The sequence below is a fragment of the Pseudoalteromonas haloplanktis ATCC 14393 genome (assembly GCF_000238355.1).
Classification (GTDB): Bacteria; Pseudomonadota; Gammaproteobacteria; order Enterobacterales; family Alteromonadaceae; genus Pseudoalteromonas; species Pseudoalteromonas haloplanktis.
This window is the reverse complement of the sequence record NZ_AHCA01000002.1, coordinates 387,285-401,518: the sequence shown is the minus strand read 5'-3', so window position 1 is coordinate 401,518 and position 14,234 is coordinate 387,285. Positions and strand designations below refer to the sequence as shown.

Annotated in this window: 12 protein-coding genes; 5 read left to right on the top strand and 7 right to left on the bottom strand. The window is 39.4% G+C overall.

Features of this window, described 5'->3' with window-relative positions:
* Positions 1-131: 131 nt before the first annotated feature.
* A complete protein-coding gene (locus PHAL_RS0105935; RefSeq protein WP_016707505.1) occupies positions 132-1,136 on the bottom strand; it encodes a cupin-like domain-containing protein in 1,005 nt (334 codons plus the stop codon).
* A gap of 63 nt (positions 1,137-1,199) precedes the next feature.
* On the opposite strand from PHAL_RS0105935, the gene PHAL_RS0105930 reads away from it, so the two are divergent.
* The 3 genes from PHAL_RS0105930 (at position 1,200) to PHAL_RS0105920 (ending at position 3,959) form a co-directional block, all read left to right on the top strand.
* Positions 1,200-1,895: a SapC family protein gene (locus PHAL_RS0105930; protein WP_016707504.1), complete on the top strand. Its 696-nt coding sequence runs from the start codon at positions 1,200-1,202 to the stop codon at positions 1,893-1,895.
* Positions 1,896-2,081: 186 nt separating this feature from the next.
* Positions 2,082-2,786 (top strand): SapC family protein, encoded by a 705-nt coding sequence (locus tag PHAL_RS0105925; protein WP_016707503.1) that lies wholly within the window; start codon positions 2,082-2,084, stop codon positions 2,784-2,786.
* 123 nt (positions 2,787-2,909) lie between these two features.
* On the top strand, positions 2,910-3,959 hold the full coding sequence (locus PHAL_RS0105920) for an isoaspartyl peptidase/L-asparaginase family protein (protein WP_016707502.1): 1,050 nt from the start codon (positions 2,910-2,912) through the stop codon (positions 3,957-3,959).
* Positions 3,960-3,970: 11 nt separating this feature from the next.
* Here PHAL_RS0105920 and PHAL_RS23775 read toward each other — a convergent pair whose 3' ends face one another.
* The 6 genes from PHAL_RS23775 to dinG are packed head-to-tail and all read right to left on the bottom strand — an operon-like array spanning position 3,971 to position 8,819.
* Entirely contained in the window at positions 3,971-4,141 is a 171-nt protein-coding gene (locus tag PHAL_RS23775; protein WP_016707501.1) for a DUF2496 domain-containing protein, read from the bottom strand.
* A complete protein-coding gene (locus PHAL_RS0105910; protein ID WP_029216046.1) occupies positions 4,134-4,406 on the bottom strand; it encodes a late competence development ComFB family protein in 273 nt (90 codons plus the stop codon). Before PHAL_RS0105910 ends, PHAL_RS23775 begins: the two co-directional genes overlap by 8 nt.
* Positions 4,407-4,443: 37 nt before the next feature.
* Positions 4,444-5,346, bottom strand: a complete 903-nt coding sequence (locus tag PHAL_RS0105905) for a histone deacetylase family protein (protein WP_016707499.1) — start codon at positions 5,344-5,346, stop codon at positions 4,444-4,446.
* Entirely contained in the window at positions 5,346-5,966 is a 621-nt protein-coding gene (locus PHAL_RS0105900) for a primosomal replication protein (RefSeq protein ID WP_016707498.1), read from the bottom strand. Before PHAL_RS0105900 ends, PHAL_RS0105905 begins: the two co-directional genes overlap by 1 nt.
* Before the next feature lies 1 nt (position 5,967).
* Positions 5,968-6,744 carry a sulfite exporter TauE/SafE family protein gene (locus tag PHAL_RS0105895; protein WP_016707497.1) on the bottom strand — a complete coding sequence of 259 codons (777 nt, stop codon included), beginning with the start codon at positions 6,742-6,744 and terminating at the stop codon, positions 5,968-5,970.
* Entirely contained in the window at positions 6,744-8,819 is a 2,076-nt protein-coding gene (gene dinG / locus PHAL_RS0105890) for an ATP-dependent DNA helicase DinG (RefSeq protein ID WP_016707496.1), read from the bottom strand. The genes PHAL_RS0105895 and dinG overlap by 1 nt, the downstream gene beginning before the upstream one ends.
* A gap of 60 nt (positions 8,820-8,879) precedes the next feature.
* Here dinG and PHAL_RS0105885 point away from each other — a divergent pair, with 60 nt between their 5' ends.
* Entirely contained in the window at positions 8,880-11,279 is a 2,400-nt protein-coding gene (locus PHAL_RS0105885; RefSeq protein ID WP_029216045.1) for a DNA polymerase II, read from the top strand.
* A 277-nt stretch (positions 11,280-11,556) separates the two neighbouring features.
* Positions 11,557-14,211: a TonB-dependent receptor gene (locus PHAL_RS0105880; protein WP_016707494.1), complete on the top strand. Its 2,655-nt coding sequence runs from the start codon at positions 11,557-11,559 to the stop codon at positions 14,209-14,211.
* Positions 14,212-14,234: the final 23 nt, after the last annotated feature.

Sequence of the window (14,234 nt, the reverse complement as noted above, 5' to 3'; positions counted from 1 at the left end):
CTATTACACACTATCATTTTCATGAGTTAAATTACTTATAAGTTCAAGTTAAATAATATAGTAATTAAATTATTATTAATGAATTTAGTTATTTAAATGGCGTGTTTTAAACTTCCATAAAACTGAGTGTTTTAATTTTTTATTCTTGAAGCTAGAGCTTTATATGCCTGCTCTATTTTGCTTTTGTTGCCACTTAATATACCGTCATAACTTTTAGTTTTGTTATTGAAAGGATCTGATTTATTAAAAACATAATAATCAAATATTTTTTGCCATGACTTTCTCTGGTGCTCAGGTAAATGCCTAATTGTTAAAATGCTGTGTAATAAACTATCAGAATAATCGCTGTTTATACCCTGTTCATTGATTTCATTTTTCCACCAATAATTAATTAATATATTAATTTTTTCAGTTGCTTTTACATTATGCCACCACAGTGGTGGAATAAATAAAGCCTCTCCTTCATTTAATGATGCTTTTAACACTTGATCTTTTACATTAGAAAATTTTGGAAACTTAGTCAGATCTGGTTGCGAAAAATCGACCTGACTAACGGCGGGCCCTGCTATGGAAAAATCCAGTGGCGCCACATATAAATTTGAAATAGCTTCGGCAGGTAGCAGGTAAAAAGTTCTTTTTCCACAAAGGTTTAAAGCTATATTATGCTCGCAATCATAGTGTCCTGGCACTGTTGTGGCATTGCCTATCCAAATTCGAGGGTCAATATTTGCTAAAAAGTCTGGAGAAGGGTTATTGTTTAAAAATGAAGTTAAGCAATCTTTAACTAGAGCACTTTGCACTGCAATGACATCGCTATTATTCAACTTTAAATTAAGGATCAGCTTTTTAAGTACAGCAGGAAAAGGAGCATCGTACTTTTTAAAAGTATATGCCTCAAAAGTATCATCTGAAAAACCTATTAATCCATTGTGTTTTTCATCAATAACTAAAGTATTAACAAGCTCATTTTTTGCTTGGCTTATTAAATGTTGTAATATTCTTTCTTTAGAATGTTTTGCAATTTCTAATGATGGCCAACTATCAAATAAATTGGTTAAAATTATTGGTGTGTCTTTTCTTTCAAGATAACGTTTTAAGTTATCAATTTCTGCAACATTAATTCGTTGTATTTTCATCCTTTAACTTACCTTGAATACATGTTATTTTTAGTAAAATAATAACATATAGATGAGTGATTTATGTCAGAAAATTATGAAATATTTAGCTTAGAAAAACATAAAAAATATTCTGTTAAAATTAGTGAGGAATATTCACACGCTAGCCATCTTCACATGGTAAGTATAGTACCTAGCGAAATTGCAAAGGTAGCACTAAACTTCCCAATTTCTTTTATTAAATCAAAAACAGATAGTTATCATATGGTGGCTATTTTAGGTTTGCAAGCAGGCTCTAATGTATTTATCGATGATGGTCACTTTGAAACGGTTTATGTCCCGCAAAATATATCTAAGTACCCTTTTTCGTTAGCAAAAAATGCTGAAGGGGACATCGTAATTGCGATTAATTCAGATGAGTTGAATGATCTAGGTGAAGGGGTTGCTTTAGTTGCTGGTGATGGGCAACCATCTGCGTATATGCTTGAAAAGCAAAAGCAATTAAAGCACTTAGCTGAACAAGAAGTGATTTGCAATCAGTTTATTGAAACGCTAAATGAATTAGGTTTGCTTATTGAACAACGCTTTAAGTTTGATTTAGGGGATGGAAACAAGCAGCAGATTTCCGGTTTATTTTCGGTCGACCGAGAGTTATTGAATGCATTAAGTGATGACGATTTACTCTCATTACAAAAAAATGGCATGCTTGAGGCTATTTATTCGCATTTAATTTCTTTGGGGCAGTTTCAGCGTCTTATTGACAAATCAGCTAAAAGTTAAATACATGAAACGAGTATAAGTTATTTTGCGGTTAACTTTGTATTTATATGTGAAGAAGGTTCACTTCAATAAAAGCTCAGCGTACAAATTGCAACAAACATTTCACTTCCATTTTTGTGGCAAAACCTTTAGCCTTAGGGCACTAACAGCAAAATAAATTTATTTATATAATAACGGAGCAGTAACATGGCGGAGCAACAAGTACAGCCTTTACACAACGAAAAGCATGCCAACACTAAAATTCAAAATGGCATTAATGTAGAATTTTTAAAAACTCAACACTTAGTGCCAGTTGTTGCACATGAGTTTGCGCGTGTAGCAAATGAGTTCCCTATGTCTTTCGTTAAAAATAACGAAACAGGTCAATTTCAAGCGGTAGCAATGTTTGGTTTAGAGCCAGGCGAAAACCTTTTTGTACAAGATGGTAAATGGACTGCAGCGTTTGCACCTATGGCAACAACACGCTACCCACTTGGTTTGGTTAAACACCCACAAGAAGATCAATACGGTATCGTAATTGACGAAGCAAGCCCATTAGTGGGTGAGGCTGAAGGCAATGCATTATTCGAAAACGGTGAAGAAACTGATTACTTAAAGCGTCGTAAAGAAGCCTTAGTATCATTCATTGAGTTTTCTCATGTAACAGAAGCATTCACTAAGTATCTTGCTGATAAAGAACTTTTAGTAGCTCAAACATTAACTGTTGATATCAAAGGCGAGAAAAAAGACATTAACGGTATTTACCTTATCGATGAGAAAAAACTTAACGAGTTAAGCGATGAAGAGTTCTTAGAACTCCGTAAGCGTGGTTACCTAGCTCCGATTTACTCATTCTTAACGTCTACGCACCAAGTAGCACGTTTGGCTCGTTTAAAAGCGCAACAAGCGTAATTTATACGAACTACTAAAAAGCGCCATTTGGCGCTTTTTTTGTATCTTTTATCTGGTTAGGCTTGTAATTTAGCACAAGTTTATTCACATTGGAGGTACTTACTTCCAACACAAGTTACCTGTATGAACAAGTCACTTTTTAGCGCGTTACTCACTGCGTGCTGTTTAACGTTAAGTCCATTAGCTATCGGTGCGCCAGCATCGACTCAATCTAGCCCGTTTGCAATTGCAATCCATGGTGGTGCTGGTACGATTGAAAAAAGCCGTTTTACCCCTGAACAAGACAAAGCCTACCGAGCAAAGTTACAAGAAGCGGTTGAAACAGGCTATAAAGTGCTTGAGCAAGGTGGCCAAAGCCTTGATGCAGTGACTGCGGCAATTAATGTGTTAGAAAACTCTCCGTACTTTAATGCAGGACGTGGAGCGGTGTATACATATGATGGCAGCCATGAATTAGATGCATCGATTATGGATGGTCGCGATCGTCAAGCGGGCGCTGTAGCTGGGGTTAAACATATAGAAAACCCAATAAATTTAGCTCGTTTGGTAATGGAAGAGTCGGTACATGTGATGCTCAGTGGTCAGGGGGCCGAAGAATTTGCTAAAGAGCAGGGTGTCCCTTTGGTTGAAAACAATTTATTTGACACTGAAAATCGCTATAAAGCTTTGCTAAAAGCCAAAGAGAAATTAGATAAAGCAAAAGCCACCAGTAAAGATTATCAGGCAGCTCATCACGCATTACCGGTAAATTATAAAATGGGCACAGTTGGTGCGGTTGCGCTGGATAAAAACGGTAATTTAGCGGCGGGTACCTCAACAGGCGGTATGACGGCGAAACGTTTTGGCCGTATTGGTGATGCGCCAGTGATAGGCGCGGGAACTTTCGCTGAAAATGAATCATGCGCGGTATCTGCTACCGGACATGGTGAGTATTTTATACGCTACAATGTCGCTGCAGATATTTGTGCCCGAGTTAAATATCAAAATAAAACCATTGGTCAAGCTGGTGATGAGGTGATTAACGGTGTGCTCAAACCTATAGGTGGCACTGGAGGGGTCATTATTGTTGATAATAAAGGAAATATTAGTTTACCGTTTAATACCAGCGGTATGTATCGTGCAAGCAAATCGAATACGCAGGCTACTTATGTGGCGATTTTTGATGATGAGTAAAATGGTTAGGCTTAAGCTAACTGATTATTTATGAGCTGCTCACGTTTTCGTTCATAATCAGCTTTTATAATCTCCAGTGCATTTAGCACATCTTCTGGAGCAACCTCGTGTTGCTCCAAGAGCATAATCAAGTCAACGGCAAGTTTTACATGAGTGGGCGCTTGTTCAAGTTCTTTAGTCATCTAAGTTCTTCTTTTTTGCGATTTGGCTTATCGCGACATCAATCGCTATATTAACACGCTCTTGTATATGAATACGTTCTACTTGTGGTAAATAAAATTCCATATCAACATCATAGCGAATATAACGTGCAGGTAGTTGATTGAGTACAGTGCAACAAAAGTCGGCCATTACATCTTCACTATAACTTTTTTCAAGTTGTCGTTTACCGATCTCTTCAATTACAATTTTTTCATAATAGTTGTGGATATCGTCATGTAATCGCACAGTATTGCCTGCTACGTCATTTATCATTGTATTTAGTCTATACCAAGCTTGGGGATAAATCGACAATGGCTCGAAAAAGCTGTTTATGGACAGTGACTAATTGTTGCGTATCACGTTGATAGCCGCCACCTAAAGCGCACATTATGGGGATAGCATGTTGCCGGCAGGTATTAAGGATGAGTAAATCCCGCTGATAGACGCCCTCTAAGCTGATATCAAAATGACCGAGCTCATCGCCTTGGTAAATGTCCGCGCCAGCATTATATAAGATGATATCTGGTTGATGTAGACGAATACAAAAATCGAGGGCACTTTTTAGTGTATTTAGGTATTCATCATCCGTTGTGCCAGCATCGATGGCAAAGTCATAGTCAGATTGTTGTTTTAATCGAGGAAAATTTTGTTGGCAATGAATTGAACAAGTGATCACATCTTCCTGAGCACTACAAATTTCGGCGGTTCCATCGCCTTGGTGTACATCACAATCGAATATTAGGACACTGGATACTTGATCCGTATTTATAAGATGTGCGGCAGCGATGGCGAGATCGTTAAAAATGCAAAAACCACTGCCGTAAGTGCTATACGCATGGTGATATCCACCACTGAGGTTTACCGCCAATTGTGTTGTTAAAGCCGACTCAGCGGCTTGGATACTGGCACCGACAGAATATAGTGTGCGTTCAACCAATTGATTTGACCAGGGGAAACCCATTTTCTTAATTTCTTTTTCAGTTAACTGGCCACTAATAAAGCGTTCAGTATATTCACGGGTGTGGCAAAGTTGGATTTGTTCATTCGTTGCTTTATGTGGACGAATAAAGTCAGTAAAACCTAGCTCTGTAATAGCGTGTTTCAGCAATTGATACTTAGTAATAGGAAAGCGGTGGCGTTGCGGTAATGCAAGTCTTGAATAGAGTGGGTGATAATAGACGGCCATTAGCGTAATTGTTGTTTCTCTACTTGTTGAATTTTTTCTTCGGTAGCCGATATAGCTTTGCGACAACGACCTAGCCGGCCGTGTAGTGCTAAGATCTCAAGGTTAATGGCTTTCGCTTTGATAGGGCCCACGTTTTGCATTTTAAGTTTACATTCTTCCACCATTAATACTAAACGACGTTCGAACTCATGATTTTGTTTTAACTCGTCATATAATTCATGAGCGGGTTGCATAATCTTCTTAACTGCGTGCTGATAAGGTGCTGTTTGGTTTGTCACTTTATGGCGAGGTTTATACGTGCTTTTGTTCTCTTTTTCCCAAATAGGCGTCGATTTTATAACGTTAAATACTGCTTGCACTTGGTTAGCAATTCGTACTAACGCATAATTATGAGCATGGCGGCGATCCAGTGGTGGAAGGGTATTTACTTCATCTTCAATTTCTAGGACGTAATCAACAAGCTTCATACTTTTGGTGGTAAAAACACCACGGTCAAATAGGCTAGGTTGCGCTTGCATATAGCGGTTTTTAGCAAATAATTTAGCTTTATCAAACTGCTCTGCATGCTGCTTTAAAGTAGCAACTTGTTGGCAAAGTTTATCAAAAGACGCTGTATGCATATTATAAGTAAGCCTCATAAATTAGTTTTAACGCTAAAATAATCACCACGGTATTAAAAACAGGACGAATAAACTTACTGCCAAAACGAATTGCAGAATGAGCACCTAACCAAGCGCCAAACATTAAAAACAAGCCCATTGTAATACCCAGCAAAAAGTTAACATGGCCCAGTGCAACAAATGTAATAAGTGATACAAAGTTAGAAACAAAGTTCATTGAACGGGCAAGGCCACAATTTAGTAATAAACTCATTTTGTATAGCAAGCTATTAGAGGCTGTCCAAAAAGTGCCAGTACCTGGGCCTGCTAAGCCATCAAAAAAGCCTAAGCTCAAACCTTGCAACCATTGTTTTATTTTGGTCGCTCTATTGAGTGGCGGAAGATTATCATGTTCAACTGTGCTTAAATTACCAAACAAGCTATAGCAGGCAACTAAAATGATCACCACAGGGAGAAGCTTGTTTAAAAACTCAATGCTCAGGTAGTCAACTATTAGAGTTCCCAGTAAAGCGCCAATGGCGGTTGCGATAATTGAAGCGGCCCAAAACCGAGGACTGAAGAGTTGTTTACGAAAATATGTGATACTCGCTGTGAGAGAGCCAAAGCTTGCGGCGAGTTTATTTGTTCCCAGTGTTAAATGGGGGGGAAGGCCAGCAGTTAAAAGCGCGGGTACAGTTAACATACCGCCACCACCGGCCACGGCATCAATAAAGCCTGCGGCAAGCGCCACAGCACAAAGAAGTGCCCATGTTGTTGGGTCTAGTGCAAGTTCAAACATTAATAATCTATTTGTCTTTTAAAGGGTGGTAATGTGTCCAGCATGGCTTTGCCATATCGCTTAGTCACTAAACGGCGATCGAGGATGGTGATCCGACCTTGATCGTTTTCTTTACGCAGCAGTCTACCACAGCTTTGTACTAATTTCTTTGCCGCATCGGGAACTGTAATAGATAAAAATGGATTGCCGCCTTTGCTTTGTACAAATTCTGCTTGTGCCTCTTCAATAGGTGATGTGGGCACCGCGAATGGAATTTTAGTGATCACTAAGTTTTCAAGGTATTTACCCGGTAAATCGAGGCCTTCGGATAAACTTTGCGTGCCAAATAAAATACTGCCTTTGCCTGCATCAATATTCTTTGTATGTTGTTTAAGTAGTGCTTCGCGTGACATTTCACCTTGCACTAAAATATCTAGGTTTTTAGCGCGTAGGGCTTTCACAACATGATCCATCTGCCAGTATGAAGCAAATAATACTAAATTAGCTTGCTGCTTATTTAGGTGATTAGGTAAAACGTTGGCTAAATGATCGCTAAACTCTTTATCTGTCGGCTCTATTTGTGATCTTGGAATGTGCAAGGTTGCTTGGTTTGGGTAATCAAAAGGGGAAGGCACTTTTAAGTATTTTACCCCTTCTTCTTTAGCAAGCCCGCTTTCATAAGCAAAATGGTCAAATGAGCCAAGTGCTGTGAGTGTGGCTGAACATAAAACGGCACCAGCACATTCTCGCCAGAGTTTATCTTTTAAGTAATAACCTACTTCAATAGGGCAGTCACTTAATAAGTGATCGTGATGATTTTTGTACTCTAAGCGTTTTATCCAGCGTGCATGGGGTGTGCCTTCCCCCTTAGTTGCGTAGCTAAACCAGAGCTTGTTTAATTGTTCAAGGCGATTAATATAATGGCCACTTTCACCTAAAATAGGATCAGCCACATAAGGTTTGATATCGCCATCACTTACATCTTGAACAAGTGTGTCGTGCATTTTATTTAAACAGCGTAACGCATCTAAGGTCGCTTCACTGATATCCTTGGCTTTAGTGTGTAACGACTCGGGGATTTCACCGTGTTCGAATCGGTATGTATCGTCTTTTGAATAATTAAAATCAGCATTATCTAAAATATCACGCACTACTTTTAAATCTTTAGTAGTATCATTAATACTGTCGCAAAGCTTAAAGTTCTGTCCTATAGCTTTTTGACCAACTAACACTTTAGCCATTTTGCCACTGAATTTAGTGAGTTTGTCAAGCCAGTCAATGGTGCCTTTAATTGTGGCTGCGGCTGATGAGAAATCACGGGTAATATGAGCCAGGTGATGGGCCTCATCAATAACGTAAATGCTATTATCAGGCTCGGGCAAAATTTTCCCGCCGCCTAAATCAAGATCAGCCAGCAATAAAGAATGATTAATAACGAGCACATCCATCTGCATTAAGCGCTGGCGAGCAAGTTGAAACGGACAGGTTTGATGGGCTTTCATTTGCCGTTGGCAGGCGTGTTTATCACAGGCAATCAATCCCCACACACGATCCGGAATGGTATCGGCCCAACTATCTTTATCACCTTGCCATTTTTTATTGGTGTAAGCATCGTAGAGCTGCTGCAAACATTTAGTTTCCATTTCACTCAGTGGTGATGAGAGTGTGGGCATAAACTCCATTTGTGTTTGGCTGTCACCGTTGACTGCATTATGCAGTTTATGAGCGCATAAGTAGCGCTGGCGACCTTTCACTAAATCAAATTTGAAATCAAGGCCAGAGTGTTTTTTAAAAAAGGGCAGTTCTTTGCTTATTAATTGTTCTTGTAATGCAACTGTTGCGGTTGAAATAATGAGCTTCTTTTTTTGCGCAAGTGCCAGTGGTAATGCGCCTAAACAATAAGCTAGCGACTTTCCTGTGCCTGTTCCTGCTTCTATGACGCAAATTCGTTGCTTTTTGTGGTATTCGCCTGCCAGCGTTTTGGCTATTTCAGCCACTAGATAATTTTGACTACTGCGGGGACGGTAATCATTGAGGTTGTTGGCCACATGCTTATGAATTTTTCTTATCGTTGTTTTTAATGTATCAGAAAGCATGGGTGAATAACCTAAAGTATGTATATAATTACAGTGCTGTATATTAATTGGGATCGAACATTGACACAAGCAATCTATCAAGGCTTTATTCTTTCAAGGCAACAATATGCCGCAGATAAGTATAGTCGCCATAGCGGGATCACTCTGTGCTATTGGCTAAGTTCAGATCATGGGCCGCTAAAAGTGTTAGTACCAAATCAGCAAGCCGTATTTTTTATTCCACTAAAACAGCAAGTTGTTGCTGAGCAGTTGTTAGCGGCACACAACATAACAGCCGAGTTTAAAGATGTCTCAATGAAACATTTTAGTGGCGAGCAATGTATAGCTTGTTATTTCTCAAACACACATGCTCTTTACCAAGCAAGGCAGCTATTTGAGAGCCAACCGTTTGATAATCAAATTACAGTATATGAAGGTGATGTGCGCCACAGCGACCGTTTTTTAATGGAACGATTTATTCGTGGTGCTGTGTGGGTGACTGGCGATATTACTCAACAAGCAGGTTATATTCAAATTGATAACGCACAGCTAAAAGCCGCCAAACCGTATATTCCACAGTTGAAGACGGTGTCATTAGATATAGAGTGCAGTGGGGAAGGGGTACTGTATTCTGTTGGTTTAGTGGGACAGGGAATTGACTGCGTCATTATGATCGGTGAGCCAGTATTGGAGTCTGTACACAACAAGCAAACAATTTATTGGTGCCACGATGAGATTGATTTACTGACTAAATTACAACAGCTGTTACATGATGTCGATCCCGATATTATTATCGGTTGGAACGTCATTGAGTTTGATTTTTCAGTACTAAACCGCCGCGCTGAGGCGTTGGGTGTTAAATTATTACTGGGGCGTGGGCATGGACAACTACAAATACGCGAAGGGCATTTTACCCGTTTAACCCTACCTGGACGTTGTGTGATTGATGGAATTGATACACTTAAAAACGCCACTTATCACTTTGATAGTTTTTCACTAGCGAATGTGAGTCATAAAGTACTTGGTGAAAAAAAGCTAATTCAAAGCGATAATCGTCTTAGTGAAATTGTTCGTCAATTTAATGAAGATAAGCTATCACTCGCAGCTTACAACCACCAAGACTGCATACTCGTTAAGCGAATTTTTGAGCAATTAAATTTAATTGAATTTGCTATAGTTCGCACTCAGTTAACAGGACTTGAGTTGGAGCGAATGGGGGGCTCAGTAGCGGCATTTACTAATTTATATTTGCCTCTTTTACATCGCAGTGGTTATGTTGCCCCTAATCTAGGCGATCATGGTTTATCGTTTGAAAGCCCAGGCGGATTCGTAATGGAGTCAATTCCTGGGCTATATAAAAATGTCATAGTGCTGGACTTTAAAAGCTTGTATCCATCTATCATGCAAACATTTTGCATTGATCCACTTGGACTAATTTGTGGTTTAGCCGAGCCAGTGAACGCAATACCAGGCTTTAAAGGCGCCTTTTTTTCACGTACAGAGCACCACTTACCTAATTTAATAAAAACGTTAGCGTCTTCAAGGCAGCATGCAAAAAACACAGAGCAGCCCATGCTGTCTCAAGCGATTAAAATTATCATGAACAGTCTATATGGCGTATTAGGCTCCAAAGGTTGCCGATTTTATGATCCACGTTTATCCAGCTCCATCACTTTACGCGGACATGAAATCATGCAAACCACTCGTCAGTGGATTGAAGAGCTTGGCTACACAGTTATTTACGGTGATACGGATTCAACATTTGTGAGTTTACCTGACGAACTCGATGCTTCAGCTTGTGAAGTGATCGCTAAGCAACTAGCTATTACGATCAATGAGAAATGGCAACACACGATAAAGCAGCGCTTTGCTACACCAAGTTATTTAGAAATTGAGTTTGAAACTTTATATAGCCCGTTTTTTATGCCAACCATACGTGGTAAAACAACAGGTTCAAAAAAGCGTTACGTAGGCCAAGTAGATACAAAAGGCAAAAAAGAACTTATTTTTAAAGGAATGGAAACAGCGCGCAGTGATTGGACCGAGCTCGCCCACGAGTTTCAAACAGAATTATTCGCCACTTTGTTCCTCGATAACTTCAATGTTGAAATGTTAACTCCCATTATTGAAAGTTACATTACACGGTTATATGCGGGAGAGTTTGACAGTAAACTTGTTTACAGAAAACGACTTGGTCAACATTTGATCGATTACCAAAAGAACGTTCCGCCGCAAGTACAAGCAATAAAAAAATACCAATCTGTTTACCCCGACTTTGTGATCAACAAAGGGCAGGTTGTTGAGTACGTGTACACAAAGTCTGGCGCTGAATTGTATTTGCAACAGATAACACCTTCCAATTATCAATTTGACTACAGTGTTTATGTTGAAAAACAATTAAAGCCAATTGCGCAAATGATTCTACACCCCCTTAATCACGATTTTATTACAGATAGCGAAGCACAATTATCGCTGTTGTGAACCGTTCCTAATTATGGAATTATTGTGTTCAGGTTTACTAATAAAGTTATTAAAGAAGAGTTAACCGTGTATTGGTTGTCCCATTTTTCTCTATTTTTGTACCTGTTATGGCAATATTTTGTGCTGTTATCTGTTTTTAGATTAAATAAACGTGAACAAATGTTGGCATATTGATTTTTTTTGTTTAGTATCATTGTGTGTTTGCAATGCAAACGTTGCAAATGTTTACAAAAGCTAAATAAAAATAACCACAAAATAGTGGTCCAGGGAGAATCAAATGTTAAATAATAAAGTTTCAAAGGCAGTTCGCTTAGCGATCGCTTTTGGCGCCGTTTCGTCGGGCGCATTTTCTGCTAGCTCAATCGCGGCAGAAGAAAATGATGGCGTTGATAAAGTTGAACGTATCCAAGTTACAGGTTCACGTATTAGACGTACTGACCTAGAAGGTTCAATTCCTGTAACAGTCATTGACCGTGCTGCAATTGATATGTCGGGTCAAACCTCTGTTTCTGACTTGTTACGTAATACAAGTTTTAACTCTGCAGGTTCATTCCGTCCTCAGTCTGGTAGCTCTGCGCAAGGTGTTTCTCAAGTAAACTTACGTGGTCTTGGTGCATCACGCTCGTTAATCTTAGTAGATGGTCGTCGTCTACCTAAATCACCATCAACTGGTAACTCACAGGATTTGAACTCAATCCCTATGGCTGCTGTTGAGCGTATCGAAATTCTATCTGACGGTGCTTCTGCGGTATACGGTTCAGACGCTATCGCTGGTGTAATCAACGTTATCACTCGTAAAGATTTTAATGGTGCAGAATTACGCATCGGTGCTGGTGATGTGAGCCTACCTAATGAAGGTGGTGATCGTGAAGAAGGCTCTGCAGTTTTTGGCGCGTCAAGCGACAATGCATCAGTAATTGGTGGTGTATCGTGGAATAACCGCGATATTATCTATGAAAATGCTTATGATTGGGTTCAACCAGGTGTTTCTAGTTTTGGTGTGAATGCATTCAACCCAGCTGAAGGCCAAGGTTATAAATCAATTATCTCGCAACAAGAGTGTGAGGGCTTAGAAAACTTCATTTATACAAGTACAGATCTGTGTGGCTATAACTTTAACGCTACCAATGCGAATGAAGCATCAACGGGTAACCAATCTGCGTTCTTAAAAGCAGAATATGAGATCAACGATGATTGGAAAATTTTATCACATACTTTAGTTTCAAAAACTAAATCGTTTGGTCGTTATGCACCTTCATTAAATGATGCCGGTGATGCAGCATTCTTATCAGATACAAGTCCAAATAACCCAATCAACCCTAATGGTGCTTTTTATGATGCTGACTTCGCTGCAGCAGTAGAAGCACAAAGAGCACAAGAAATTGCCAATGGCGATGATCCTAGTTTAGTACAAATTCGTCACCGTTTTGCTGCTCTAGGTAACCGTGATAATTCTGTTGATAACTGGTCAACTGACTTCTTATTGAGTGCTGAAGGTCAAATTGGCGATGTGTTCGTTGATTTCGGTGTACGTAAGAACAAAACTAAAACCTATGAAATCGGTCGTAACTACTTAATGGGTAGTAACGCACGTGTTGCAATGGACAGTGGCGCATACATGCTAAACGACCCATTTGGTGAGCGTTTTACAACTGATGCAGAGAAAAGTGATTATCAAGCGTTACTAAGTGGCTTAAAAGTTACTACGTCACGTATCGGTGTATTTAATCAAGAAGAAGCTTTTGCTTCAGCGTCATTTGATGTAATGGAAATTGGCGGCGGTACTATCCAAGCAGTTGTTGGTGCTGAATACCGTAAAGAAGAATACTCTGATACATATGATTCACTTTCAGAAGCAGGTCAAGTTGGTGGTTCATCAGGTAACAGTGCTGGTGGTTCACGTGATGTTAAAGGCGCATACTTTGAAGCATTAATTCCTATCTTAGAAGATCTAGAGATGAGCGTTGCAGGACGTTACGATAGCTATTCTGATTACGGTAGTGATTTCTCACCGAAAGTATCTTTCAAATATGACGTAATGGAAGGCTTAGTACTTCGTGCATCATACGGTGAAGGTTTCCGTGCTCCAACACTTGATATTACTACATCTAAACCAGCACCAGATAACCCATCAGTAAATGATGACCCTTCATGTGCTAACTTTGGTTTACCAGCAGGTTGTGATGTGCAAGTTAATGCAATCACTGTTGCAAACCCTGAGATTGGTTCAGAGTCATCAGAGCAACTATCGTTTGGTATGGCTTACCAACCAACAGATTGGTTAAACTTCTCTGCTGATTATTACGATATTGAAATATCTAACATGATCCGTTTCTTTGGTGCTAATACCATCCTAGACAGAGAGCAATCAGGTGATCCAATCCCTGCAGGCTTAGGCGTAGAACGTTTAAGCAATGGTGGTATCGACTTAATCACTCAAGGTTATGCAAATGAAGGTAGCTGGGCGATTAATGGTCTAGATCTAAACTTAAATACCACATTTGATTTTGGTAATGCGGGTACATTCCGTCAAACTCTTCAATGGAGTCACCAGTTTGAAAGTAAGATCGATGGCGGCCGTAATACGCTAAAAGATCCAGGTGAGCCACAAGATCGTGCCGTACTAAACAATACTTATGTTTGGAATGACTTTGATTTTGCTTGGAACATCAACTTAATTGGTAAACAGTATGAAGATGTTACCGCAAATGATAATGGTGGTGTGGACCGTACTGGTAATGTTGGCACATGGGTTACTCATGATTTACAAGTAACTTATAGCCTATCAACAGGTACAACAATTGCACTTGGTATGCAAAACGCATTCGAGAAAGAGCCTGAGTTAATTCCATACGATGGCCGTAACTATAACTTCAATCTTTACGATGCTTACGGACGTGTTTCATACATCCGTTTCACTCAAACGTTTTAAGATTTAATTTAAGTTAAATGAAA